Genomic DNA, 24,344 nt, shown 5'->3' on the forward strand with positions numbered 1-24,344 from the left:
AGTGACAGACCCTCAATTAAAACTAGGCGTCGCAGGATTGGGCCGCGGTTTCATGTTGCTGCTACCCACTCTTGCGGCCCATCCAGGCATTAGCTTAGTGGCTGCTGCCGACCCCCGCTCAGAGGCTCGCCAACAGTTTCGTGAAGATTTCGATGCCTCCACTTACGCTGAGGTCGCCGATCTTTGCGCCGACCCCGAAGTTGAAGTGGTATATATTGCTACTCCCCATCAGTTTCATCGTAAGCATGTTGAATTAGCGGCGGCACATGGCAAGCATGTCCTTGTCGAGAAGCCAATGGCACTCTCCCTTGAGGATTGCCAAGCTATGATCAATGCCATGCGACGTGCTAATCGATGGTTAATTGTTGGGCATAGTCATAGCTTTGACGCACCCTATCTAAAGGCTCGCGAGATGATCGACAGCCAAGCTTTCGGGAAGGTACGTATGATTAGCGCCTTCAATTACACCGATTTTCTCTACCGACCTCGCCGTCCTGAAGAGCTAGACACGATACAGGGCGGTGGTGTGGTGTTCAGTCAGGCCGCCCATCAGGTCGATATTGTACGTCTTCTTGGCGGAGATAGCGTCAAGAGCGTTCGAGCCGTCACTGGAAGTTGGGATCCTGCACGCCCCACAGAAGGCGCTTACAGTGCGCTGCTCACCTTTAATAATGATGCCTTTGCTAACATAACCTATAGCGGCTTCGCTCACTTTGACAGCGATGAACTCTGTGGTTGGTCAGGTGAGCTTGGGCAGCCTCGAGACCCCGATCAGTATGGTTTTGCCAGGGCAAAGCTGGCGGAAGTTGACAGTCCGGAACAGGAGGCTGACCTCAAAAATGCCCGTACCTATGGCTCAGGTTTATGTTTGTCTAATAGCCGACCACAGGACAGCGCGCATAATCATTTCGGCTTTGTTCTTGTTTCATGTGATAACGCTGATATTCGTCCCATGCCGCAGGGGGTGCAAGTATATGCTCATACAAGACGCTATTTGGAACCATTGCCAGCACCTGTGATCCCGCGGCGTGAGGTCTTGGACGAACTGATTGGTGCCATACGCAATAATCATCAACCCATTCACACAGGGGAATGGGGAATGGCAACGATGGAAGTCTGTTTGGCAATTTTAGACTCAGCCCAGAATGGGCACGAAATCATGCTTTCCCACCAGGCAATTATGCCTTAACTGGTGTGTTATAATAGCTGGCAGGATTTAGATTCTTTGGAGTATTCCAGGATGCCTCGTACTCAAAACCAAGAAACCCGATCCGTTCTACTTCATTGGCAAGAAGATGTGCCAGATGATCGACTGGCACACTTGATACGTGATGCTGGCCGAGTGTTGACAAAAAGTCTTCAGGCACGTTTGGCGGAGCATTCAGTAAGCTTCGGCCACTGGTCTTTCTTACGTGTTTTATGGGTTACTGAAGGCTTGACTCAACGGGAGCTTAGCGAACAAGCAGGGCTTATGGAGCCTACAACTTTTACCGCTTTAAAAGCGATGGAAGCTAATGGACTAATCGAACGTCGGCAACTGAATGGAAACCGGAAAAACATTCATATCTATCTGACGCAGAAAGGAAGAGATCTCAAGAAAACTTTGATACCGCTTGCTGAGGAAGTTAACGATATTGCTGTGGAGGGGGTAGAGTGTGAAGATTTAAGAGTTACGCGTCGAACTCTCCTTAAAATCATTAGCAATTTAGCAATTGTTAGTGAATAAATATTTAATCAGATTCCGCTTTACTCTCGCCAATTGCAACTGCCCTTCGCCTGCCATAGCGTCCTGCATGGCCTCTCCTAAGCAGGCGTCCTGGATAGGTCGTTGCCGTAGGCAAATTAAACGCTGCGCTTTTTTCGCTTCTCGACAGTTGTTAACTCCTACTTTGCCGGCAAACCATGCGGTCTATCCCGAAAAGGGCGCTCTCTTAGTGTCAAACAGCCTATTGACGATGTCTTGCGATTTATCGATCCTCGACGAGAAATAATTCTTTTCTGCAGCTTTGCTCCCAGATCTCGTCGACACCATATGAGTTTCTATACGTTAAATAATGTTCAAAAAGTATCTAACCCATTGTGAAGTGGCTGCCTCACATTTCAAGTGCAATAGTATTGTAGACTTTAAGCACCAGAAAAAGCTTTTTGCAGTACGACCACGCAAATATCGAGCGTTTAATTTCTCTCTGGGCCTCGTGACCGTTCTCGTAGATTAATGCCACTGACTCAATGAAATCCTCATTAGCCCGCTCTTTGAGTATATCCAATGGGATTAGTTACTGCCTTTCAAAGCCCCAGGTAGGCCTTCTTAATCATCTCATTTCCCTGCAACACTCTGGAAGGCCCATCTAAGACTTGATAACCATTTTCAAGCACATATGCGCGATCACTAACCTGTAACACCTGCTTAACATTCTGTTCGACCAACAAAATAGGCATGCCGGTATCGGCTACTCGGCGTATTGCCGCCATCACATCCTTGACCAATAGGGGCGACAATCCCAGGCTAGGTTCATCCAGCAGGAGCATCTTAGGACCAAGCATCAACCCCCGAGCAATCGCCACCATCTGCTGTTGCCCCCCCGAAAGTTGCACTGCTTTTTCACGGGCGTACTTTTTAAGATCAGGAAAGAGCGTTAGAACTTTCTCCAGATTTTCGTCACGACGCTCACGTGCTGAGGGCAGTGAGGCCCCCAACAACAGGTTATCGTGTACTGTCATATTGCCGAACAGTTGACGCCCCATCGGTACATGAGCGAGCCCCAAGCGCGCCATCTCATGCGGTTTACGCCCAGAAACTTCTTGTCCATCAAAGTGAATGGTTCCTTTCCAGGGTTTAATCATCCCTGACACTGCTCGCAGGATGGTCGACTTGCCACTGCCATTGCCGCCAATCAATCCCACCAGTTCACCACTTTTGACCGTCAGCGAGGCGTCGAAGACCACCTTTAATGAACCATAACCGAGATCCACATTCTGGACACTCAGTACATTATCCGCTTGATCTGACATCAGTCCTCTCCCAGATAGGCGGTAATGACGCGTGGATCTTCGATCACATCGCCTGGTAAACCCTCGGTAATCACACTGCCGTTTGCCATAACAATCACATGATCCGATAAGGCAATGATGGCCTCCATGATGTGCTCCACCATCACGATGGTCAGGTTCTGGTCAGTCAATTGACGCACAAAACCGATCATGCCTTTAAGTGCGGGGGGATTGAGACCGGCCATCATCTCATCAAGGAACAAAACACTGGGTTGGACGGCCAGCGCTTTGGCGAGCTCGAGGCGTCGACGTCTGGCCAAGTTCAGATCCAAGGCGGGTTGGTCATATCGGTCGGCTAAGCCCACCTTTTCTAGGACGTCCATGGCCAATCGTTCGGCTTTCTTGCGCTTGGGCTCCTTAAGGAAGGCCGCCACCAGGACATTCTCTAGCAATGTCAGTTCTTCGAAGGGTCTTTCCGTCTGAAATGTACGCCCAATACCAACACGTGTGCGCATATACGGGGGAAGTCGGGTGATCTCCTTCCCGTGTAAGTAAATGCGGCCTGCCTGGGGAGTAACGAAGCCCGTTAGGGCATTAAATAATGTGGTCTTGCCCGCTCCGTTCGGTCCGATCAATCCAAGGATTTTGCCTTGCTCGACATCCAGCGAAACATCATTTACCGCGACGACACCACCGAATTTGACGGTGATACCATCAGCTCTGAGCGCGCTTGGCATAAACCCTCCTGATCAAATAACGCGCTGGCTCGCCAACAATGCCACGAGGCATAAAGATAACCACGACCATGATTAACAAGCCGTAAATCAACATATTGGCCTCGGCGAACGTCGTCCGGAATATCTCACCCGACCCCACGACCAGCAATGCCCCTATGCATGGCCCCCAGATGGTACCCCGCCCACCGATGATGGCCGTTAAAGCGATCTGTACCGACAGCAGCAGGTAAAAAATGATGTGAGGTTCGATAAAGGAGAGAAAAATCGCATAGATACCTCCTCCCAGTGCCGTTAATGCCCCCGAGAGCATAAACGCTTTCAGCTTGACGGTAGTGGGATTTATGCCCGACGCCATGGCGGAGTCTTCATCTTCTCGCACGGCGCGAAGCTGGTAGCCGAACTTGCTGCGCGATATAAGCATCACTACCAAGACGGTTATCGCCGCGAATGCCAGCGCCAGATAGTAGTTGACCTGGCGAGAGAAGAGATCCAGCCCAAAGGGCTCCGGCAGTGTCATAATAAAGACCCCCGTCGCGCCGCCGGTCAACCAGCCTTCATTAATGGCGATCAGTCGAAAGATCTCAGCGATGGCGATGGTGGATAGTGTGAAGTAAGGCCCCTTGAGCTTAAAAGTCAGGCGACCCCATAGGTAGGCCACCAGAGAGGCAGCGAACAGTACCATCAGGACCGTCCACCAAGGAGCAATTTCGTAATGGGATGTCCCCACTGCAACGAAGTAGGCACCAAGTCCTACGAAGCTCGCATGGCCTAAGCTCACCTGACCGGCCCACCCTCCCAGAATGTCCCAGGCGGTGGCCCAGCCAGCATATAACAGCAAGGTAATGGCCACCGATAGATAGCCCGGGAACATCTGTGGATAAAAAATACCCATCAGAACTAATCCGGCAAAAATGATGTAGTGCTTTTTCATACGCGTTTCACCGTCTTCCCGAATAGGCCCTCAGGTCTTAGCAACAATATCAACAGGAAGACCAGTAGACCGTAGGCGTCTCGGTAGTCCGATGTAAGATATGAAGCCCCCATCACCTCTACCACCCCCAGCAGGAGCCCGCCAGCGATAGCAGCCCCGATGTTCCCAAGCCCGCCTAGCACAGTGACCACAAAAGCCTTAAGCGTGAAGATGGCGCCCGAAAATGTCGGCGTGGCAAACAGCAGCGGAATCAGTACAACGCCTGCTGTAACGGCCAGGGCCATGCCAATACCGAAGACCACGGCTTCGATCCAACGGGTATTGATACCAACGAGTTCGGCACCTAATCGATTGTCAGCAGTGGCACGAATGGCACGGCCCAGTTCCGTATGGTTGAGTACCGTATAGAGTCCGGCAATCACCACCATCGTTGCCAGACCCGCGAGCAGCAGGATCAATGAAAAGCTGACATCCCCCAGGGAAACCGTACTAGAAGCATACGACACATTGACGGACTTGGGCTCGGCGCCAAAGGTCAATAACAATATATTGCCAATAACCAAGGCTAGCCCCAGGGTGACCAGGAGCGAACTTTCTGGCGGTGCTTCCATTAATCGGGAGAGCACTAATCGCTGTAGTAATGCCCCGGCCATAAACCCAAGAGGCATGGCAACAAGTAGAGAAAGGTAAGGATCCCAGCCAAGTAGGGAGTTGAGCAATACGGCGCAATACATGCCCAGAATAACGAAGTCCCCGTGGGCGAAGTTGATTAGCTTCATTACCCCGAACACCAGCGTTAGGCCTACCCCAATCAGCGCATAGACCCCACCGATCAACACCCCATTAGACAGATTTTGCAGGAAGGATACATAGTCAAACATCATGATCTCTCAAGTTGTGCCATGCAGGCGTCCCGATTAGCGCTCGTCCCATACCGGTGTTGGGTACCGAACTTCTTCAGCAGCCAGGTCGGCTGGAAATACGGTGACGTGCTCACCGTCCTGGATCTGTAATACAAGGCTGCGAATCGGGTTCTGTCCTTGAAAGCCATCGAAGCTTTCAAACACAACATGAGTGACCGGTGTATCCAGATCGGTTTCGGCTAGCGCATCTCTGACGTCACTACGCTCAAGGGAGTCGGCACGTTCAAGCGCATCGGCTGCAACACGAAGTGCCAGATAACCCTCTGCTTCGTAGAAGGTAGGCTCTTCGCCCGTCTTGGCCTTAAGGCGTTCATAGAGATCTTCCACGCCCTCGTACTGAACGTCCTTGCTCCAACTCACCACAGTGGCCACATACTCGGCAAGATCACCCACCTGATCGACGAAGCTAGGCAAGGCGGCGCCAGTGTCGATCGCCACAGCCTTGGGATTGAGGTTTACCTCGCGCATTTGACGCGCAATAGCGACCCCATCTTCAGCGTAGGCAACCACATAGAGCAGGTCGGGCTCCTCGGAGCGGAAACGGTTGAGGATGGGGCGAAAATCAGAGGTGCCTTGATCATAAGATTGGTCTCCTACGATTTCATAGCCCCGTTCTTCGGCTAAACGTGCGCCCTCTTCGGCCAAAGACTCCGGCCAAGCCCCATTGCCATACAGCATGGCGACGGTTTCCAAGCTATCGTCTTGTTCACGTAGGAAATCGAAATAGTCGAAATAGCTTTCAGCCACAATCGTTGAGTTGTGCTTGGCACGAAATACCCAGGGCGAGCCAGGTTTGGTAATACTGTTGTCTGCGCTGCCGAGTACAATGAGCGGAATCTCTTGGCGGGTCATTAGCTGTGCCATCGGCCCAGTAATGCTTGATGCATAGGAGCCCATAATCAAAGGAACATCCTGTCGATTAAGTGACTCGATCGCTGCCAACGCACTGGTAGCTTCAGAGCGGTCATCTTGCACGACCAGCTCCAGAGGTTCTCCCCTCACCCCACCGCCTTCGTTGATTTCCTCCAACGCGACTTCCATTCCTGCCTGATAGCGCTCACCAAAGGCGGCGAAGGGACCCGACAAGCTATTAATGACACCAACTTCGATATCAGCTAATACAGCGGGGGCCGCCAGAAGCCAGGGGGCCACGGAAGCGGCAGCGATCAATTTCTTCATTGTTTGTCTCCCATCAATATCTATAAAAACCATTTATGTCGATTTTTTAGTGGCATTTCGATTATTCACGACTAATTATGTATAGACCAAGCTTGCTAACGGCTGCAAGACAAAATCTTTAAACGGTACGCACCCTTACACTGCCATGTACCAATCTGGTCGCTCATTTATTAATTAAGGAGTTTTCATGACTATCCCTTCGGATCCAGTAGCGTCACTCGGAATCGCTGGCTTTGCCGCCGCGCTGCGCAGAGGTGAAATCACTTCGGAGCAAGCGGTGAGCGCGTATTTAGCCCGTATCGGCATATTGGATCCGTTGCTCTGTGCCTATGAAACAGTGGATGCCCGCCGTGCCCTAGCCACAGCACGCGCCATGGATACGCTGTTGGCCAATGGAGTCGACTTAGGTCCGCTGATGGGGCTGCCGGTCTCAGTTAAGGATCTATTTGTTATCGATGGGATGACCCCGCATGCGGGCTCCAATCTGCCTATTCAGGACAAACTGGGCACGCAGGAAGGAACCTTCATCCGTGCGTTGAAGTCGTCGGGTTGCGTAATTCTGGGAACCACTCGGATGGTCGAGTTTGCACTTGGGATAACGGGGCACTCCGTCTCTCGTGGCACGCCCTGGAATCCGTGGGATGATCAGCAACATCGGCTGCCTGGGGGTTCAAGCTCAGGCGCCGGGGTCGCGCTCGCTTCGGGTTTATGTGGCTTATCTATCGGTAGCGATACAGGAGGATCCGTCAGGGTGCCGGCAGCGATGTGCGGCTTGTTCGGCTTAAAGACCACGGTAGGCCTATGGCCCACTGAGGGTGCCTTTCCCCTTGAGCCCAATACCGACTCCATCGGCTTACTTACTCGAACTGCTCAGGATGCTGCCATTGCCTTCGATGCGTTGAATGCCAGAATCAATCCGTCATCACAAACTCATCATGCTTCGATAACGCCTGGTCAGCTCACGTTGGGCGTGCCAGACAATTACTTCCTCGATGGCATCGATGCGGAAATGAAAAACGCATTTGAACATGCCCTTTCAGGGTTTGAAGCGAGTGGTGTAAAGCAGGTTTCCCTACATGTACCCGATGTGGATGGACGTGAGCGTTACTTCCCTGTTGCCATGCCTGCGCACTTACTCGCATGGCTGGGAGAAGAATTCTTTTTGGACCATAAAGCGCTTGTCGATCCCATTATTCGTGCACGTATTGATAAGGGGATTGATATCAAAGCCCATCACTACCTAACACTGGCGGAAGAGCGGCACTGTCATATTGAGGCAGCGAAATCTTTGTTTGATCAAGTAGTCGTAATTGTTAGCCCTACCACTCAGGCGCCACCGCAGAAATTGAGTGAACTAGAAAATCCTGACATGGCGATGCAGGCGGCGATGGGGATGACGCGAAATACCCAACCCGCCAATTATTTTGATTGGTGCGCCGTTACCCTACCAATGGGAACAAACTCGGATGGCTTGCCACTGGGCTTGCAATTAAATGGCCCAGGAAACTCTGATTCGAGGCTATTAGCCATTGCCGTCGCCTTGGAGAACCTTCTGGATCCAGTCCAACAACCCAAACCTTTTCATGGCCATTCGATGCGTTGAGTATGAAAGGCGTTACTTGAAGAGCCTAACGGGTGTCTAGAATACTCGAGGCGATTCAGTGCATCATCAAGTATCCACTTAAAGTAAGCTCATGGCCGAGGTTGTGTGAAAACTGTTAAGCCGTCCAGAAGTTAGCGTCCGTACGCGAAATCTGGAGAAATTTCGCAATGAAGATGACTCAAATTTAACGAGGAAGCGAGATTTTTGATCATTTTTTGGCCGGTCGAGACTCTTCAAGCGTTTTTACACAGCCTCGGCCGTCAGCTGACATACACGATATTCATCATATGTAAAACACTTCATGCGGAGCCGCCCCACTCCAAAGCATTTAACACACGCTGAACCTGTTTCGCTCCAGTTTCAGTTTCACAGAGCACTATAGGAATTTTGCCGCTTAACGATTCGTTTGGTCGAGAAAGCCAAGCAACAGCGGCATCTTTGTCCTCCCACACATCTGCAGCTAACATGCTGACAGTTGCGACTCTAATAAGTCGCTCAAGCTGATAATCCAGTTTGGCTGTCTGATCGTTTTCATCTGGTGTGCTTGATTGTTCAGGCATGGTTTCCATACTCTTCTTTATTAGATTGCATAGAGCCCTCCTCGTCCAACATTAACTACTAAATTTTTAAGAAAGCTTGCTTTCGCTTTCAGCATTATAGGAGTAGAACAAATATAATTTAATTAAAGCAATTAAATTTTTATGATGCACTCTATCTAATCAATAGTGATCCTGCATTCACCAGTAGAAATTATAACTAGCTGGCTAATCTATTTCTGCCAATTTAGCCAATGCCCACAAGACTCCATATCATTTGATACAAAGACAGGTGAGAAGTGAACAAGGATGGATATGGCATATTGAAACTTCAATTTATGAGTTCAGTACAGCATTAACTGAGGGAATAAGTTCACAGGGCTCATAAGGTTTTACCATAGGCACAAAGTCGTTTATTTACCCTTAGAGCGCTTAATATTCTTGTATACCGTATAGCCGCCAGCAATTAATGTAGCGATCATGATAAACAAAATCGGCGATATACCTATCCAAAATTGAGACGCATCATTCATGATTTCACCTCTAATAATGCCGCGCATGATTAAGATAATAGCAGAAAATACACGAGTGCTATGCACATGCCAAACGTGTATCTATCCAGAACCCGCACAATCACGATCCGCTTCAATCCTAGTACGCAGCTTCTCGAGCTTCTCCGCTTTGCGCCGATACCATCAGCAACAGTGGCTCACTCTTCTCGACCTACTTTTTTAAGATTCTGCCAAGCAATCATATCAGCAGCCTCAGGCGCTGACGGATCACACTGATGAAGCAGCTCTTCGAGCGTATACCTGGGTGAATCGCCTAAGGCTTCCCAATCATTTTCATTATCAAAAGCAACAACATTCCCTTGCGTGTTAACACTGCCTCGCAATGTGTCTAAAGGACTTTTCATAGCATACCGCCTTATTAGAAAGAACCAATATATCTTAGAGATTGATACTCACAGTGAGGTTTCAACGCTTTCATAAGCCCCGTGTCTAGCTCTCGGGAGGCACCTCTAAGACTGACTGTAGTGCCGTGACAGACCGATATAGCTCATCAGCGCGGTTTAGCGTCAATGAATTGAACCAGCATTGCGCCACCAAGTGGTCTTGATAATCCCAAGACACTGCTTTGCCATAGATGGACAGCACGGCACAACAAGTTGAACCACAACGTAAACATTTCTTGAACACTATCTCTGCATGGCAATCGGGCTTTGTGCCATTAAGTCTGATAAGTTCTCCACCACAAGTACAGGCCATAGTCACTCCCACTGACAAAGGACAAAACAAACTTGCCTCGCCACCTAGCCCAATGTGCTGTCCTATTTGATGGGCCGAAGCACATGTCCCGCGCAGTAGTAGCTAATAATGACACTCATCAACGCATCTACAGCCATTTGAAGCGTAATGATTAATTTTCTCTCCGATGATGATGCATGTCGTGCAGGGAAGAGATACTGTCATTTTTTTCTGGGACCAGTTCATTCGTGGATAGCTGGGCGAGGTCGTCCGCATGAGCACTACACGGCGTCATGCGCTGAACCAACGCCGACTCAGTATGCGGAAGGTTGAGTTTACGCATTAACTTGTCTGGATAGGGTTTCATTTGACCTTCTGTGCCTCAGCGGTATTAGGCGGCGACGCCCGCTATCAGTTGTGAATAGGCAGCATCATTCAAACTGACGGCAAGTAAAGCTTCATCAAACGATACGCCCATTCATTTTCTGGAGCGAGACCCAACGTTCTCATCAGCTCGTCAACTCAAACCGCCTTGGATAGGCCGATGAAGCGGTATACGCTTCTGTAATGGGCTGTGTCTGACTCAATGTCTCCTGAAGCCATTTTTCCACTGAATCACAAACAACATCGTTTTCTTCTGGGTGAACCAGGGATGCGTCACCGTCCAAACGGCGCAGAAAGAATTCATCTGGAATCGTTAGTGCTTTACCGCCTCGCAGATACGCTACGATTTCACCCGTCATATCAGGCAAATAGGCATCTTCGCTTTGAAGACATTCCAACGCATCACGGAAAGTCTCTAATGGCTGTGGAAAATGATCACGCAGATCAAATGCCCGGTAAGCAAAAACGCTAAGTACAGGATCGTCCGGCATCTCTGCTCTCCTTCTCAACAGAATTCGTCATTAAGCATACATTATAGTGCGCTTCTTGCGCCGACCGCTTCCCTTCTCACAAATCTCCCACACACCTGCAGCATACGCACCACCGGCAAATTTGAGCTTACAAATACAGACTTGCCCCCCTCCTCCACAATGAATCAATCGCGATCGATCAATCGCTGACACTAGCCTCCTTGAGATAGAGCGAAGCTATCTTTGTTTCAAATCATGCTGAGCATGGCGGTAGGACCTTCATTTAACTCCGCATGAGGATGGACGGATTAGCAGCCAGAAGAACTACCAACCGGCTTAAGCACTCTTCTTTTAGGTGTAATATCAGTAATACGTATATTACACCTACTCATTAAGCACTCCTATTTCACTACGTATATAGTTTATACCGATACTTCTAAATTCAAACTTAACAGGTGAATTTTATATGTAAAAATAGTCTTGATTTTCACCAAAAACACAGTTAGATTAAATAAAAACCTGAAGCCAAAGCACCTTAAAACTGATGATAAATCCCTTAGGTTCAAAGCTTGTGACAGCGTCTCAGATAGAAATCTCTGAGCATATCACTCACGATATTTTAAAAACACTTATGCTACGCCCTCCGCTATTGAGAGACGCGCGAGATCTGACTGAGGAAGCCATCAAACTAGCGGTTCTTCACTCACCACCTATAATTTATGAAAAGAACAATGATAATAGAGGGAAGAAATACATATGTGTTGGTAACTTTCGTTCGCTTGAACTTGCCAGACGTCTCCCTGCTTCTTCAAAAATCAGAATCAACCTGATTGCGCCACCGTTGCAAAGCGACATAAATAAAGTTGCACTAACCTTAAACATGAGTAGCGACTTGGCTTTATCTTTAGATCCAGTTAAAGCAGGTGCATATTTTTCAGAGTTACGAACTCATACGAAAGACAACTTTCCGGATGTATTAGAGTTAATATCGACTAAGTGTCAATTTAAAAAATCGTTTTTAGAAGCAATTGGCCTCAACCGAAGAAAATACTGACCTAGATAAGGGCCTTTAAGGTGACACTAAATGTATCTCTAACATTGCTTCTTGAAGATGCGATACAGCCTCGCGCTGACTACTTCTCGTTTTCACAGTTCTCTCCCGCTCTGATTGCCACGCTTCAGCATCTTATTATTGTTGGAGATGACTGCTGGGATTTAACAACGATCAGAGATTTGATCTCCGCCCTTGAGAACCAAAATATCGAGTTTCAAGTAGAGTCAGGTAAGGGCGAAAAAGGCATTTACGGCACTAACCCGATCCACGGCGCGCTCTATAATATATCTAAGCATATCGACACTGAAGATCGATTACAGCTTCTCGCTCATATTATCAACGCGGCTTTTCAATGGCGAAAAGAGATTGAGGCATTAGCCGAACATCAATCGCTATCAGCCGATGATAAGAAACGTCTCAACATGGCCACTTATCAAAAAAACCTTGAAGCAGCCTGTAAAGTTGCTCGACGTATGGATGCTGATAGGTTGGCCCGGTTTGCTCCATGGGATCAATCCACTCATGAATTATTAAAATCCTGCCAAACGCTTGCCGGAAGAACGGCAGATGGCGGTGAAGTTTATGTACAAGAATTAGAGCGCTTTTTTGCGTACGCTCTCAATGATCGGCAGCCACGAAAAAATTACCGGGCTGAGCAAGCAGATAACGATAACTATTTACTACCTCAACGTACTCGACCCCTTGACGTAGACCCCGATGAGCCATGGTTAGCATTATCGAGTTCAGTAATCACTTTCCCGTCTCAAACAGCAGACTACAGCACCATACGCAAAGCGGGCCTCTCTGCCATTGAAGAGCGCTCATCGATTGAACTGATACAGAGCGACAAGCCATTAGCGTTAGCGAAGGGCGATTCGTCGCTTCAATCTGTTTTTCGCGCCAGATCCCAGCAACTGCATCTAGATAAATCGGCACAGCTTTTACCCGGCCGATGGGAGCAGCTCACTGCATACGATTTACATCATCTACACGCTGAGCTAAATCGTACAGAGCAAAACCACGATTTCTTAAAATGTATTCTTGGTCTAATGTTGATGACCGGCCGAAGCTTGGAAAGCGTACTCGATGCGCATGTCATAAAGCGCGTTGACCAAGTACCCAAAACATCACTTCATGCTCAGTCACTCTATTTATTGTCTGACTCGACTAGCTGGATAACTGGGGTTATAAGACCTCCGGATAGCCGCCAATTGAGCAGCCAGTGGCGCCACGCCATGCGTAATACACAAGCGCATCTCGTGTTACCGATTCCAGCATTTTTGCAACCGCTCGTAGACTTACTGACTAGACACAGAGGACACCGAGTAAGGAAGCGGGCAGTTACCTTATTTCCCGACCAATTTAAACAGCAATTCACGAGCGAGCTTAAAAAACTGCTTGCCAACACTAATAAGAAAACAGGTTCCCGACTGACGGTACACCGTCTTGGCATGCATCTCTTCAATACGTTGAACAGCGGTGATGCAGATCTAACTGCGGCCTGTTTGATAACCGCCCGGGTACCCTCTTTTGGCCAGCAGGCATCATTGTATTATTTCGCCCCTAGCAATCACTACCTGATAAAGCGTTACCAGGATGCCATGCGGGTAATCCAGCAACAGTGGCCAAAACCTAAAACCGAAAAGGGGCAAACAACCGCTGACTCTAAGTACACAGCAGTGGCTTCAGATTCACAACAGCAAACAGCTCACTACGTAGGCTCTCAGTTAGTTCCCACCTCGGCGTATGTTGAGAAGCTGATAACTCATATGCAACAACAGTTAATGACAGCCGATCAGAGCGGTTCACTGTTTCAGCGGACGGTGAGTGTACATAACAGCTATACGGCCTACACCTTGGCAATGCTGATGTTCTGCACCGGTTATCGCAGCATTCGCGACCCATTGCCGAAATGGAACCAACTATCGTTGTCACGCCGCATGATGGTCATCGCTGATAAAACCGATGATGCACAGAGCCACGCTCGCTTTTTGCCGCTGCCAAGTATCATGGTGCAACAACTCCAACACTACCTGCGTCATCGTGAAGCAATTGTAAGTCGCCTACAGCTATATCTGCAGCAGGCGTGGGAAAGTCCTTTTCTATTTTTAGATACATACGGCCATCCCAAACAGGTCACACCTAAAAGACTTCAGGAACACTTGGACTGGCCAGGCTCTCCACCACTTAACATCAACCGCCACTTTCTTCATACACAGCTTAAAGAAAGCGGCTGCTCATCCGAGCTAGTCGATGCTTATATGGGCCACTGGGATGCCGGCCAAGAGCCGTGGGCAAAATATTCAACATTTTGCCCACTCGAGTATCGTGAGCACATTAGCTCAGCCATCGAGTCAATCATGCAGCACCAGGGATGGAAAGCCATCGAGGGGGCGGTGCTATGAGCGAACAATCGATTTGGGCCGGCTGGAAATTAACGCCTCCGATACAAGCAAGTACTGACGGCGAAGCGTCGCGGCGCTATCAACGCGCACGCGAAAAATACAAAGAGCTGTCCTCAGCGCTAAATCAGCTAGAGGCTCGAGTGCCGGGGGCCATGGAAGGACGCCTTGGATTGGACTTTCCTGAACGAGCTACCAGCGATGCGTTTGAGTCGCTTCACACGATCACAAGCCCACAAAAGCTACGCCAACAGCATAATTTTTTAGTGAAAGGATTGGAGCGCGGCACGCGAGAACTGGATTGGCGAGTGAGTATTCCAAGCCCTATGGTCACGCTGCCACGCAAATCGCCACCAGTCACGACGGACTCTTTTAGTCAGCTACACGGCTGGGATACCGCTGTAAACAAGCACGATCAATTATTGCCACCCACTAACCTTCGGCAGGATGAATTAAAAAAATGGCTGGCGGGGCGTTTTTTATTTCAGCTGGTTCGCGAAGGCGCGTTACTCAATAAAGAGGGGTTAAAACAGGTTCCTACAGCCGTCGTTGACGGTATCGCGTTTGAGAAGAACATGGCCTATCTAACGCTGAAAAAAGAACTTCAAGCCGGAAGATCCGGTAGCAAAAAGGAAACCAACTCGGCTAAAGCCTGTCTTGACGAGTCACCTGATAATATTTTGGAGTATGAACAACACTACCAATACAGACGCCTCTTTCTGAGCCCTATGAGTCAGCTTTTGCTACTGAATTACTACCAGCAACGTGGTCGCAGCTGGCCGCCGTCTGACAGCGCCGAAGCGTGTCTACTTTATTACGCAAAACGCCTCTCCAGCGAACTGGCTAGAGTGAGGCTAACAGCGCTTCTTTCCGTCGCAAAAACATCGGCATCGATGGAAATGCCGCCTCTCTTAACCCACTACGCTAGCCACGCAGACGCATCTTCATCGCTACGACCGAGCGCATGGCGTCGACTTGTCAGCCGACAGGTAGTGTCCGTTACTACAGATGAAGTAACCGAAGACGAGGAAGACACTCATCCAGCCTTTACTGTATTCCCGGCGCGTGGTCGCTCGTACCCTGATCAGCTTAAGAGATACAGACAGCTACAGGCCTGTTTTGCAGCCTCCTCATCTCGAAAAACAGGAAAAACCAAGGCCATTGCCAACATCAACACGTTCTTAGCCACACCCGAGCAAAACGGCGTCATGATGACGCTATTAGCGGCTTGGTGTAAAACGCTGATCCGTAAAGGAGGTCGAGTTAAATCTACATTAACCATCAGTACAGTTGCCACCTACCTTTCTATTATTGCACGTCCGCTGATTACTCACGAACACACGATTGACGAGTTGGAAATCGCCACCACCGATGAATGGGAAAAGCTTTACGAGACTGTGCTTAATGACGCTAAAACATCGGCCAGCCGCATCAGAACGCAAAGTCGTTTACGCGATTTTCATCATTATTTATCCAACGCCTATGCTGTTCCGCCCATGGCGTTTGAGGCAGCTGGCCAGCAACAACGTCGCGTAGATGTGAATGTTATTACGCCCGCCGAATACCGTCGGGCGATCGCTATGATTGAATCGTCTAAACAGACTCAACGTTTCAAAACCATGCAACAACTTGCGTTGATACTTGGTTATCGACTAGGACTTCGCCGCAATGAATGCGCCTCACTGCTTTTACATGACATAGCCTATCTGCCGGACAGACCTGAAATGTCAGGGGACGTCATCGTACGCGCGAACAAATTTCACAACGGCAAAAGCTACTCAGCAACACGACGACTACCACTATGGTTATTGATGCCGGAAGAACGAGCGCTGCTAACCGACTGGGTACAACAGCGCCGTGGCGAAGTTACGACACGTTCCGTCGAAAAGCAGCTACTGTTTTGCCGTAGTGGAGACGGTAACTCATTGCTAGAAGACAACGTGCTTTTCAGGCCGATTCAGATCGCCCTCAAAGCCGTTAGTGGTGATAAGAATCTTCGTTATCACCACCTTCGCCACAGCTTCGTCACCTTTACGCTACTGCGATTGCTTGAACGAAGACCAGACGAACTGCTGAGCAGCGAGTGGACTACCGATGATAACGGCCAAATTGCTTTGCCCAATGTCAGCGTTGATATATCTGACCTAGCAGGGTTACCGCCCTTGCACCGAACCTCCCGTAAGCGCTTATGGCAACTTGCACTATGGGCGGGGCATGCCAGCCCCGACGAAACACTCAGTTCGTATAGCCATTTACTAGATTGGGCGCTAGGAAAAACCCTAAACCAACAATTTGATCTAGCCCTAAGCATTGATCAGCAACTCACACTACTCAACCTGCCCTCCAAAACAGCGCTTACAAGTTGGCGTCATCGGCGGGGGCTTAAAGACCCCACCCTCGGGAGTGAGTTACTACAGCACCTACAAGATCAATGGCATGACTTTATGGCCGATTCTCTTAGTAAGACAGCGTGGAAGCCCTACCATGCACCTAGCCAGAATCCATTGAACATTGTACTGAAAACAAGTAGTAATTTTCCTGAAGTCACCGCGATTTATCAGAGCCTACGACTCTTCGAACAGCTAGAGCATCATGGGATGTCCATGGGCGATGCAATAACACAAGTTACAAAACGTTTCGTACTCGACCCTGTAGAATTCCAAAGTTGGATAGCAAGCGGGGAGTACCTTATGGCCCAAACAACTCGCCGAAGTAATCCTAAATTCAGCCGCAATAAAAACGTTAAACGAGGTGAGTTAATCGCATCCCAAAACATCTATATGCCTGAACTGAACAGCTGCATGGCCCCGCCCATAAAACCTCATGTGTTACGAGAAGCTGGGCAGTTTTTTCACAAATTGATGGATTGGTGTCCACAGAACATAGCAATTGCTGAAGTAGGCTCAACTCACCTGTTCCATTGTATGCAGCGAAGTACTGGACATATCACCCTCCCAGATGCGGAGTCTATAAACGCTGTACTGGAACTTCTTCGGCCGTTGCGCTGTGTGAAACACACTTACCTAATCGTTGAAACCGGAGAAGGGGCCAAAGATAAACCGGTAAAAAATTATTGGTCTAATGCCACTGACATTCCTCACAAACGTATCGAGCTTGTACCGACATCTTCATCCTCCGGCCGCACAAGGTACTGGTACGGCAATGTCAATCTAAAAATCACGCGCGGTCATTACTCAGATCGTCAACAGCCGCTATGGGAAGCCTTTAGATTTGCTGTGTTTATGATGATGCTGGTGGGTGGTTTCAGAGTGTTTAATGTCTAGATATTTATTAGAATACTATCCCCACCGCCTTTGCTAATAGGGGGTGGGGATAAGTTAAATAATGGATGGTGAAAGCCGTACCAACCCTAACCGACCAACACCTCATAACAGGTGATGAAACAAAGCTTCTGACTAGCGAAATTCGCCCACTTAACGGTCACCTGAATGCGCTGGCCCATTAGCGGTACACCTTGCTCTGTAATATGGCGATCTGTGAGATAAAAACGGCAGTTCCCCTTTTCACAAATCAAATAAAGCGACCAAACCTGATGCTGCATCAACCATTCAGGCCCCTCGACCCCAGCAACGTAAACCTCACCTTCAAACTGACGTCCTGCCTTCTGAGTAGTTATCTGCGATGTTACTGCCATGCTTGATCCTCCCAGGCCCACAATGTGCGCTCTAATTCCGCAAGAAGACGCGGGATCGCTTGGCGATTAGCGTCAAGGCCAAGTTGTTGAAGGGTGCGCCCTACCCAGGTCGTTAGCGCATCAAGGTTGCTGTTCTCTTGCCCATCACCAAGCCACATTACGAGCGCGCAGCCAGAAGCTAAGCTGGTGGCGGCGGCCAAGGACTCCGCCAAACGCCGTTCAAGGCGTCGCTGAGATTGGATAGCTGCCGTAACGCGCATGGAGTGTTCGATAGCGTCGCGGTTCAATTTTAGAGTATTGAGCTGTTTCATCGTCTTCTCCTAGGCGCGTTTCTGGTTAAGCATGCGCTCAAACGCAGAGCCGTCTTGGCGCGTTAGGTTGGGCACAAAGCGTGAGTAAACACGGAAAAGCATTTCCGTTGTGGTATGGCCCATCTGGCGTGCAATCCACTCGGGGCTCTCGCCTGCCGCCAACCATAATGTCGCCGCGGTATGGCGTGTCTGATAAGGCCGTCGCTTATTCATCCCAAGCTCTTCTAGCAACGGATACCAGACGCGCTTAGTGACGTTATGATGCGATAGCGCGGTGCCTTTACGCGTCGTGAAGACCAGACCTGTCTTCCCAGTGACTTCAAACTGAGCTTTCAAGGCATCAAAGACCGGCTGCGACATATCAATCGCACGAAAGGACCCATCGTTCTTAGTGGGCACAACCTTGCCGTTCACCATCGCTTGATGCACTAGAATCTGACGTCGGGAGAAATCCACATGCTCCCAGGTTAAGCCGTCAATCTCGCCCGTTCGCATGCCCGTGAAGAAGCGCACGGTGTAGTACTGACGAAAGTCGTCGCGGACGTTACTGATGATCCGCTGCACCTCATATAGGGAAAACGGTTCCACATCGGTACGTGGCACATTGAGCGATTTAATCCCGCGGTACGGTGAGCTAAACTCATAGCGGTCGGCGGCTTCATTCAACATCATGCGCAATGGCGTCATGATGTGGTTGATACGGCTAGCAGAGAGTTTCTTGCCGCTCCGGGTGTTTACTTTGGCGAGTGAGGCCCGGAACTCAAGAATCTCTGCACGGGTGATGCTGCCGACTTCCTTATGCCCTAACGCTGGCAAAATATGTCGATCCAGACATCCTTGCACGGTGATGATCTGTGACTCGCGCCATTCGATTTCTTTCTCCGCAAACCAAGTCTCAGCAAAGCCGCGCAGTAATGGCGTCGCTTGATAACCTCCTAAGGTAGTCAGTGCCCGCTTGCTTAACGTCTTTGCTCGTGGGCTATCCGGGAAGTAGCGCCCATAATCAAACGAGCCCAGCGTAATCTCCGCTTCAATTTTCTCCAGAATCCGCTCTAGCTTTTTCCGGTTAGCCGCCGTGTTATCTAGTGACGTTTGTTCTCGGCAGCGTTTGCCTAAATAACGGAAGTCAAAGTACAGCTTTCCTGTTTCCTGGCGTGCAACAATTTTACCCATGGCACACACCTCCCCCTGCCATTGGTACGCCAATACTTTCCTCTTTCGAGTGAAGCTGCATATCGCGCTCGATGGGCTCCCAAAGGTACAAAATCTTCCGGCCGCCAAACGGGCGGATGTAATGAATACCTTCAATAAAAACGTCATCTTTTAAACGTTCACGGATAGTGCGTGCATCGTATTTGATGCGCTCTGCAAGCTCACCCGTAGTTAAGTAGTGGATAGACATCATATGTGCTCTTTAGTGGATTTATGTAGCTTACACGCTACATAATAGGCATTAAAAAGATGCTGTCAAGCGCATTTTGTAGCTTTTGCTCAACATAAGATGCGGGAAGTTAAAATATTTGATAGGATGCAGCCAATTGATAAAGGCTACTTTCATGATTCGATTTCGCTTAAAAGAGCTACTTGCTGAGAAAGGGTTTCAAGAAAATAGGCGGGTTACTATTGATGAAGTATCTCAGGCCACAGGCATCCATCGCACAACGCTGTCAAAAATCGCTAATCAGCGTGGTTACAACACGGGAACGGAAAATGTTGATCGACTATGTGATTATTTTAAATGCAAGGTCGAAGACATCATCGAGCACGTCCCAATACCTGATAAGTCTGAACCAACAGCATAACCGATGGAGTGGCTAATACTCAGATGCCACTTATCTCGACTCATGGAAGAAAAGAAGCCTAAATATTATAACGACGCTCGTGAAACCGATAACAATTGAGAGACTATCAAGGGGTAATACTAGGAAGAGGTAAACCGCTTAGGAATTGAAGTTTGATAGGGTTCCACAGATTTTATGATACTAGGTGAGGATTTATTTCCATATTAATAAGGCAGCGACACAACCGCCCCTAAAGAATAAGACCTGCTTTAGCATTTCAGTAGCCAGACCTGTCTCAGGCGCTCCACGGTATGCGACCACTTTGGCGTGGTGGGTTTGCAGACCGTGTTCTGGTTGCCGAACAAGCCTACCTCGCTGAATGCATCGGTGCGCTCTACCGTATAAAGCCAGCGCACTGGTACCAAGTACTCGGCGCTCTCTTCTTCATCATCACACTCTCGATAAAGGTGTGGGTACTCGCTAGCCGAAGCAAGCTCTAACAGCGTTTTAGCACCGTTTTCTGTGTCGAAGTGATACTCCGTAGCACGGAAGCGCTCGCCAATTACCTCACCGACCCCCACATAGCCCGTTTTCTGAATATTGACCCACACACGGTCGCCCTCTGAGAGCATTGAGAGAGTTTTGGAATACCACGCGGCGCCACCGCCTGCAATAAAGCCCAAACGCCGCGCTTGCTCCCATGGTCTTTCATCGCCAAAGGAGGCGTAAAACTCCCCGTTCCAGGGTCTTTATTGGTTTTTCTGTCTATGGGGTTAGTCGGCTCGTCCGGGTCGATCATCCAAGCGCGACTGAGATAACGATTGCCGTTATCCTCAAACGCATTAAAGAACATGGCGTTAATCGGTAGCTGAGCATGCTCGTTGAGGTAGTTGATAATCCGTTCGCTGCTGGCATCTAGCTGCGTGGCGCCCACCACCAACTGATGGTTTTCATTGAGCGTGACACCGTCTAGTGATATACCGAATTTGGCCTCAAAGGCTTCTTCCAGCGTGGCGTAAGGGCGCGCATAGCGCTCAGCGAACTGTTGGTAAATATCGATTAACTGGTAATCCGTTAGTGTCACGATCCAGGGGGCGTAGTCGATAGCCTGAGCCACCACATCACGCGGTGTCTTATCGCGCTTGAGCTCAATCACGATGACAGAGCCATTGGCGTCCACAGTAAGAAGATCAATCAACTTGTCGAAGCCAGTGCGCACCTGGCGGCCAATCAGCAGCCAGTCCTGATTTAGAATCGAGACATCCTGCATAACCGCTCTTCCAGCAGGCTTTCATGCGCCAGCCCCGCTGGGCGCAGCTTTTGCAGCAACGCGCCAGGAGTGCTCGCGAGTTTCCAGATGCCTTGTTCGATGGCCATGTTAATTCGCTATCTTACAGGTGTTAAAAAGTGTTGTATTTCGAAACGTGGGGGCCTAGTATTTACTGCAACACGGCCCCTATCGGTGAGACTGCCACGCAGTAGCATTGCTTAGGGGTTTTTTATTGCCTTGCTTCCCACTCCCACTGCTCCCAACCTTCTATAATTCCCATACCTTTTAAATCCAGGCTTGCTTCGCGTAAATCGGGGAAACTGCCTAACAAGCCTGATAAGCGAGCCCACCAAGTGCTCGTCGGGTTAATCGTCATCAATAGATACTGAACAATGCATAGCAGTAAGAATGGGCGTGCCTGAACGTGCGAATCTTGCCAGCCCTGGAAAAACAAGGTGGCTTCGTTATTGCCGGGTTTTCGTGGTTGGTCAGTCATATTGCGATTCCACAATCGACTGTGATGGGCGCAGACATTGCGTAAATAATTCAAGCTGCGCAGCCAAGAAGCGAATACGCGGCCATTGCTAATACCATAACGGACGGAAATGGCATCCTGCTCTTCCTCTCTCATTCCACCGAACAGATGCGAAAGCGTGCCAAAATCCCATACTTCACTGGCAATCCAGATCGGTAACGGTAAGCCATACTTCTTTTTATGGTGTTCAATAAACGTTTCCCGAGAACGGTTAATTAAACGCGCGTGACTTTCTTGCCACTTGTGCAGACGTGTTACGCCTGTTTTCTGATCGATTTTATAGGCAAACTCATCGTGCAGCAGTGCAGGGTTCAAATAAACATACGGATCTAATCGCCCCAGCGTATGGGCAATATCTACCCTCAGCGCAACTTCGATACGCTCAAGGCCATCCAGCGCGAGAAGACGCAGCCGTTTATCAAACACATAAAGGTCAACAGCCTGCTGAAAAGTCGTGCCGTGTTTAAACGTATCTAATGCTAGGTGATCCGTTTTGCCCTTTTTAAGCAGCGGCTTGCCGTGTTTATTTAAAGGCGTGCAGGCACCTGAACGCTGCCGGAAAGTGAACCAGTACCCGCTTAGCCGGTAGTAACCAATTCGTTGGAGGTGAGCCAACCCACGCTGGTCATCTGTGACCGTAAGGCCACGATCTTTGAGCTGCTGCAATTGCTCAAGATGGCTGAGCCAAGGCTTGGAGTAATCGGTCATTCTGCCACCGCATTCTCTACCACCGCTTCGGCCAATTGGCAGCGGGTTTTGCTAGCTTGGTTCAGGCGTTCTTTAATTTGGTCGCAGATGGCTATGAATTCATCGACTTTTTGAACGATGCGCTGTTGTTCTTCTGGAGACGGCAGGGCAACCGGCATTTTCTTTAAGATGCCGTGATTTAAGTTTGTCATGGTCGTGCCGACGGAGTTGCCAGTTAGGTACTCTCTAACCGTGTCCGTTAAAAACAACAGCAGAATGAACTGTCTGTTCATAGAGGGGTGAAACCGGAGTACGAAGCTGCCAGTGCCACATAACCACCCAGCCTCTTTTTCTGTCACTACTGCGCAACGCCCAACTTCACCCCGTCTAGCCATCACAATGTCGCCAGTGGCTAGTCTATAGCTAGATAGTTCGTCGGCTTTGGCCATGGAGACACTCACTGATGAGTCTTCTTTGATGTGGCCCTTGATCATATGCGACGGATTAATTAAAGGAATTCCACCTTCAACATAGTCATGCTTGTGAATCATGGAGCCAAACGGCCCTGTCGATATCTCGTCAGCAACATCCTGAAATGAAGCCCAAGCCCAGTGTGAAGGCGCTATGTAACTGTGCTGAGCATCGCCCAGTAGAGTCAGGGGTCTAGGCCGCTTGATTATTTTGTTGCCAGCTAGTTTAGTTTTTCTTGTATGAATTTGAGTTAGTAAGTCGATGGCAGACCCATCCCTCTCATCCTGCTCGACCAACCGCCCCATCACGGCCAGTTGAAGGATGGTCTGCTTGAGCTTGTCGATGCTCTGTTCGGTGGTGAACAGGGTATCGAAATGGGCGGCGAGGCAGGCCCAGTTGTCGGCCAGTTCGGTAGCATTTGCGGATTGGGTTAAGGTGCCAAGCAGTGTGTCCACGAGGGTTTCTTGGGCGTCGAGTTGGTCGCTGGTGTGCTGCTCAAGCCGGTCGCAGAGGGCCATCAATTCATCGACTTTTTGGACGATGCGGTGTTGTTCCTCAAGACAAGGAGTCGCGACAGGTATCGATGACAGTCGTGCTTGATTAAGCTTCGGAACAGTCATCCCTGTGATAAACCGGTTCAAGTCCGCTGCAGTTAAGAAGTACACCAAATACTCATCGGTAACAGCTTCTCTTATTGGCCTTAAAACATGGGCATGATTATTAACCCAGCTCTTACCTGAAATAGAGAAGGCAGTCGCTTCGCCCTTGTCCCATTTTGCACCATCCTCTCCAACCAACACCAATGACTCGTCAAATAGATAGCCGTCAACATAATCAACGATTCCGGAGGCACCATAATATGGGAAGGGGCCTGCCTTCCGAGCAGTCTTTGTTATTGGCTTCCGCTGGCTGTCTAGGACATCAACGATTTCTCCGAGTCTTGTCCATGCCCAAGTTTTCGGGATGCTGAAAGGTTTCTCATCTTCTTCCACTTCGCCCGATATCGTTCTCCGGCTCCGTGTTTTGATGGGCGCATGGTTTCCTCGCAGCTGCAGCAGAAGTTCTCTGAACAAAGTGTCCTCGGGAGATTGAGGCACAAGTTGCCCTCTCACAGCGAGCTCTAGAATCAAGGCTCGGAGTCTCTTAATCCCAGTCAGCTCAACCTTACCATTATTCC

The 24,344-nt window shown here is 49.3% G+C and carries 24 protein-coding genes; 7 read left to right on the forward strand and 17 right to left on the reverse strand.

Features of this window, described 5'->3' with window-relative positions; genetic code table 11:
- The first annotated feature begins 1 nt into the window (after position 1).
- Both HALTITAN_RS02295 and HALTITAN_RS02300 read left to right on the forward strand, forming a co-directional pair.
- Entirely contained in the window at positions 2 to 1,189 is a 1,188-nt protein-coding gene (locus HALTITAN_RS02295) for a Gfo/Idh/MocA family oxidoreductase (RefSeq protein WP_039857540.1), read from the forward strand.
- Between the two features lie 51 nt (positions 1,190 to 1,240).
- A complete protein-coding gene (locus HALTITAN_RS02300; RefSeq protein WP_039857542.1) occupies positions 1,241 to 1,726 on the forward strand; it encodes a MarR family winged helix-turn-helix transcriptional regulator in 486 nt (161 codons plus the stop codon).
- Between the two features lie 560 nt (positions 1,727 to 2,286).
- On the opposite strand, the gene HALTITAN_RS02305 is transcribed toward HALTITAN_RS02300, so the two are convergent.
- From HALTITAN_RS02305 to HALTITAN_RS02325, 5 genes are read right to left on the reverse strand one after another with little or no spacing between them, the layout of a single operon-like run.
- Positions 2,287 to 3,012 (reverse strand): ABC transporter ATP-binding protein, encoded by a 726-nt coding sequence (locus HALTITAN_RS02305; protein WP_039857545.1) that lies wholly within the window; start codon positions 3,010 to 3,012, stop codon positions 2,287 to 2,289.
- Positions 3,012 to 3,728: an ABC transporter ATP-binding protein gene (locus HALTITAN_RS02310; RefSeq protein ID WP_039857548.1), complete on the reverse strand. Its 717-nt coding sequence runs from the start codon at positions 3,726 to 3,728 to the stop codon at positions 3,012 to 3,014. The genes HALTITAN_RS02305 and HALTITAN_RS02310 overlap by 1 nt, the downstream gene beginning before the upstream one ends.
- Positions 3,706 to 4,659 (reverse strand): branched-chain amino acid ABC transporter permease, encoded by a 954-nt coding sequence (locus HALTITAN_RS02315; RefSeq protein ID WP_009286123.1) that lies wholly within the window; start codon positions 4,657 to 4,659, stop codon positions 3,706 to 3,708. Before HALTITAN_RS02315 ends, HALTITAN_RS02310 begins: the two co-directional genes overlap by 23 nt.
- The gene (locus tag HALTITAN_RS02320) at positions 4,656 to 5,543 is read right to left on the reverse strand and encodes a branched-chain amino acid ABC transporter permease (RefSeq protein ID WP_009286124.1); all 888 of its coding nucleotides are present in this window, start codon (positions 5,541 to 5,543) and stop codon (positions 4,656 to 4,658) included. The genes HALTITAN_RS02315 and HALTITAN_RS02320 overlap by 4 nt, the downstream gene beginning before the upstream one ends.
- A 33-nt stretch (positions 5,544 to 5,576) precedes the next feature.
- Positions 5,577 to 6,761, reverse strand: coding sequence for an ABC transporter substrate-binding protein (locus HALTITAN_RS02325; protein ID WP_039857551.1), 1,185 nt, complete (start codon positions 6,759 to 6,761; stop codon positions 5,577 to 5,579).
- A gap of 187 nt (positions 6,762 to 6,948) precedes the next feature.
- Between HALTITAN_RS02325 and HALTITAN_RS02330 the strand changes: the two genes are divergently transcribed.
- Positions 6,949 to 8,364: an amidase gene (locus HALTITAN_RS02330; RefSeq protein ID WP_009286126.1), complete on the forward strand. Its 1,416-nt coding sequence runs from the start codon at positions 6,949 to 6,951 to the stop codon at positions 8,362 to 8,364.
- A 299-nt stretch (positions 8,365 to 8,663) separates the two neighbouring features.
- Here the strand turns inward: HALTITAN_RS02330 and HALTITAN_RS02335 are convergent, their stop codons facing one another.
- The 3 genes from HALTITAN_RS02335 to HALTITAN_RS24420 all read right to left on the reverse strand — a co-directional run bounded on the left by HALTITAN_RS02335 (position 8,664) and on the right by HALTITAN_RS24420 (position 11,022).
- The gene (locus tag HALTITAN_RS02335; protein ID WP_050712926.1) at positions 8,664 to 8,933 is read right to left on the reverse strand and encodes an MbcA/ParS/Xre antitoxin family protein; all 270 of its coding nucleotides are present in this window, start codon (positions 8,931 to 8,933) and stop codon (positions 8,664 to 8,666) included.
- 676 nt (positions 8,934 to 9,609) lie between these two features.
- Positions 9,610 to 9,816, reverse strand: coding sequence for an AbrB/MazE/SpoVT family DNA-binding domain-containing protein (locus tag HALTITAN_RS02340; protein ID WP_039857552.1), 207 nt, complete (start codon positions 9,814 to 9,816; stop codon positions 9,610 to 9,612).
- An 840-nt stretch (positions 9,817 to 10,656) separates the two neighbouring features.
- Complete coding sequence (locus HALTITAN_RS24420) at positions 10,657 to 11,022, reverse strand: hypothetical protein (RefSeq protein WP_050712925.1); 366 nt, start codon at positions 11,020 to 11,022, stop codon at positions 10,657 to 10,659.
- Positions 11,023 to 11,572: 550 nt separating this feature from the next.
- Between HALTITAN_RS24420 and HALTITAN_RS25175 the strand changes: the two genes are divergently transcribed.
- The 3 genes from HALTITAN_RS25175 to HALTITAN_RS02355 are packed head-to-tail and all read left to right on the forward strand — an operon-like array spanning position 11,573 to position 17,741.
- Positions 11,573 to 12,055 (forward strand): hypothetical protein, encoded by a 483-nt coding sequence (locus tag HALTITAN_RS25175; RefSeq protein ID WP_152419212.1) that lies wholly within the window; start codon positions 11,573 to 11,575, stop codon positions 12,053 to 12,055.
- 20 nt (positions 12,056 to 12,075) lie between these two features.
- Positions 12,076 to 14,460, forward strand: a complete 2,385-nt coding sequence (locus tag HALTITAN_RS02350) for a DNA breaking-rejoining enzyme, catalytic core (RefSeq protein WP_009286127.1) — start codon at positions 12,076 to 12,078, stop codon at positions 14,458 to 14,460.
- On the forward strand, positions 14,457 to 17,741 hold the full coding sequence (locus tag HALTITAN_RS02355) for a tyrosine-type recombinase/integrase (RefSeq protein WP_152419213.1): 3,285 nt from the start codon (positions 14,457 to 14,459) through the stop codon (positions 17,739 to 17,741). Before HALTITAN_RS02350 ends, HALTITAN_RS02355 begins: the two co-directional genes overlap by 4 nt.
- An 86-nt stretch (positions 17,742 to 17,827) precedes the next feature.
- On the opposite strand, the gene HALTITAN_RS02360 is transcribed toward HALTITAN_RS02355, so the two are convergent.
- Genes HALTITAN_RS02360 through HALTITAN_RS02375 form a run of 4 tightly spaced genes read right to left on the reverse strand, consistent with a single transcriptional unit; the run spans position 17,828 to position 19,828 of the window.
- The gene (locus HALTITAN_RS02360; RefSeq protein WP_039857557.1) at positions 17,828 to 18,112 is read right to left on the reverse strand and encodes a hypothetical protein; all 285 of its coding nucleotides are present in this window, start codon (positions 18,110 to 18,112) and stop codon (positions 17,828 to 17,830) included.
- A complete protein-coding gene (locus HALTITAN_RS02365; RefSeq protein WP_050712923.1) occupies positions 18,103 to 18,423 on the reverse strand; it encodes a hypothetical protein in 321 nt (106 codons plus the stop codon). Before HALTITAN_RS02365 ends, HALTITAN_RS02360 begins: the two co-directional genes overlap by 10 nt.
- 9 nt (positions 18,424 to 18,432) lie before the next feature.
- Positions 18,433 to 19,596 (reverse strand): site-specific integrase, encoded by a 1,164-nt coding sequence (locus HALTITAN_RS02370; RefSeq protein WP_039857559.1) that lies wholly within the window; start codon positions 19,594 to 19,596, stop codon positions 18,433 to 18,435.
- Positions 19,589 to 19,828 (reverse strand): hypothetical protein, encoded by a 240-nt coding sequence (locus HALTITAN_RS02375; RefSeq protein WP_231896791.1) that lies wholly within the window; start codon positions 19,826 to 19,828, stop codon positions 19,589 to 19,591. Before HALTITAN_RS02375 ends, HALTITAN_RS02370 begins: the two co-directional genes overlap by 8 nt.
- A gap of 151 nt (positions 19,829 to 19,979) precedes the next feature.
- Between HALTITAN_RS02375 and HALTITAN_RS02380 the strand changes: the two genes are divergently transcribed.
- Positions 19,980 to 20,225: a helix-turn-helix domain-containing protein gene (locus tag HALTITAN_RS02380; RefSeq protein WP_039858018.1), complete on the forward strand. Its 246-nt coding sequence runs from the start codon at positions 19,980 to 19,982 to the stop codon at positions 20,223 to 20,225.
- A gap of 248 nt (positions 20,226 to 20,473) precedes the next feature.
- On the opposite strand, the gene HALTITAN_RS25790 is transcribed toward HALTITAN_RS02380, so the two are convergent.
- The 5 genes from HALTITAN_RS25790 to HALTITAN_RS02395 all read right to left on the reverse strand — a co-directional run bounded on the left by HALTITAN_RS25790 (position 20,474) and on the right by HALTITAN_RS02395 (position 24,264).
- Positions 20,474 to 20,815, reverse strand: coding sequence for a hypothetical protein (locus HALTITAN_RS25790; RefSeq protein WP_197671966.1), 342 nt, complete (start codon positions 20,813 to 20,815; stop codon positions 20,474 to 20,476).
- A complete protein-coding gene (locus HALTITAN_RS25795) occupies positions 20,767 to 21,474 on the reverse strand; it encodes a PDDEXK family nuclease (protein ID WP_009286130.1) in 708 nt (235 codons plus the stop codon). Before HALTITAN_RS25795 ends, HALTITAN_RS25790 begins: the two co-directional genes overlap by 49 nt.
- Complete coding sequence (locus tag HALTITAN_RS26170; RefSeq protein ID WP_268871407.1) at positions 21,453 to 21,581, reverse strand: hypothetical protein; 129 nt, start codon at positions 21,579 to 21,581, stop codon at positions 21,453 to 21,455. The genes HALTITAN_RS25795 and HALTITAN_RS26170 overlap by 22 nt, the downstream gene beginning before the upstream one ends.
- 122 nt (positions 21,582 to 21,703) lie before the next feature.
- Positions 21,704 to 22,717, reverse strand: coding sequence for an Abi family protein (locus tag HALTITAN_RS02390; protein WP_009286131.1), 1,014 nt, complete (start codon positions 22,715 to 22,717; stop codon positions 21,704 to 21,706).
- Positions 22,714 to 24,264, reverse strand: a complete 1,551-nt coding sequence (locus HALTITAN_RS02395; RefSeq protein WP_161609167.1) for a restriction endonuclease subunit S — start codon at positions 24,262 to 24,264, stop codon at positions 22,714 to 22,716. The genes HALTITAN_RS02390 and HALTITAN_RS02395 overlap by 4 nt, the downstream gene beginning before the upstream one ends.
- Positions 24,265 to 24,344 lie beyond the last annotated feature (80 nt).

Origin of the sequence: Vreelandella titanicae BH1 (genome assembly GCF_000336575.1) — a bacterium.
GTDB lineage: Bacteria > Pseudomonadota > Gammaproteobacteria > Pseudomonadales > Halomonadaceae > Vreelandella > Vreelandella titanicae.

Excerpts from the sequence above, each read along its gene's own strand:
- HALTITAN_RS02340 (WP_039857552.1), bottom strand. The coding sequence starts at position 9,816 with ATGAAAAGTCCTTTAGACACATTGCGAGGCAGTGTTAACACGCAAGGG.
- HALTITAN_RS02370 (WP_039857559.1), bottom strand. The coding sequence starts at position 19,596 with ATGGGTAAAATTGTTGCACGCCAGGAAACAGGAAAGCTGTACTTTGAC.
- HALTITAN_RS02325 (WP_039857551.1), bottom strand. The coding sequence starts at position 6,761 with ATGAAGAAATTGATCGCTGCCGCTTCCGTGGCCCCCTGGCTTCTGGCG.
- HALTITAN_RS25795 (WP_009286130.1), bottom strand. The coding sequence starts at position 21,474 with ATGCAGGATGTCTCGATTCTAAATCAGGACTGGCTGCTGATTGGCCGC.
- HALTITAN_RS02305 (WP_039857545.1), bottom strand. The coding sequence starts at position 3,012 with ATGTCAGATCAAGCGGATAATGTACTGAGTGTCCAGAATGTGGATCTC.
- HALTITAN_RS02300 (WP_039857542.1), top strand. The coding sequence starts at position 1,241 with ATGCCTCGTACTCAAAACCAAGAAACCCGATCCGTTCTACTTCATTGG.
- HALTITAN_RS02315 (WP_009286123.1), bottom strand. The coding sequence starts at position 4,659 with ATGAAAAAGCACTACATCATTTTTGCCGGATTAGTTCTGATGGGTATT.
- HALTITAN_RS02390 (WP_009286131.1), bottom strand. The coding sequence starts at position 22,717 with ATGACCGATTACTCCAAGCCTTGGCTCAGCCATCTTGAGCAATTGCAG.
- HALTITAN_RS24420 (WP_050712925.1), bottom strand. The coding sequence starts at position 11,022 with ATGCCGGACGATCCTGTACTTAGCGTTTTTGCTTACCGGGCATTTGAT.
- HALTITAN_RS02320 (WP_009286124.1), bottom strand. The coding sequence starts at position 5,543 with ATGATGTTTGACTATGTATCCTTCCTGCAAAATCTGTCTAATGGGGTG.
- HALTITAN_RS02330 (WP_009286126.1), top strand. The coding sequence starts at position 6,949 with ATGACTATCCCTTCGGATCCAGTAGCGTCACTCGGAATCGCTGGCTTT.
- HALTITAN_RS02355 (WP_152419213.1), top strand. The coding sequence starts at position 14,457 with ATGAGCGAACAATCGATTTGGGCCGGCTGGAAATTAACGCCTCCGATA.
- HALTITAN_RS02335 (WP_050712926.1), bottom strand. The coding sequence starts at position 8,933 with ATGGAAACCATGCCTGAACAATCAAGCACACCAGATGAAAACGATCAG.
- HALTITAN_RS02375 (WP_231896791.1), bottom strand. The coding sequence starts at position 19,828 with ATGATGTCTATCCACTACTTAACTACGGGTGAGCTTGCAGAGCGCATC.
- HALTITAN_RS02360 (WP_039857557.1), bottom strand. The coding sequence starts at position 18,112 with ATGGCAGTAACATCGCAGATAACTACTCAGAAGGCAGGACGTCAGTTT.
- HALTITAN_RS02380 (WP_039858018.1), top strand. The coding sequence starts at position 19,980 with ATGATTCGATTTCGCTTAAAAGAGCTACTTGCTGAGAAAGGGTTTCAA.
- HALTITAN_RS02310 (WP_039857548.1), bottom strand. The coding sequence starts at position 3,728 with ATGCCAAGCGCGCTCAGAGCTGATGGTATCACCGTCAAATTCGGTGGT.
- HALTITAN_RS02365 (WP_050712923.1), bottom strand. The coding sequence starts at position 18,423 with ATGAAACAGCTCAATACTCTAAAATTGAACCGCGACGCTATCGAACAC.
- HALTITAN_RS26170 (WP_268871407.1), bottom strand. The coding sequence starts at position 21,581 with ATGGCCATCGAACAAGGCATCTGGAAACTCGCGAGCACTCCTGGCGCG.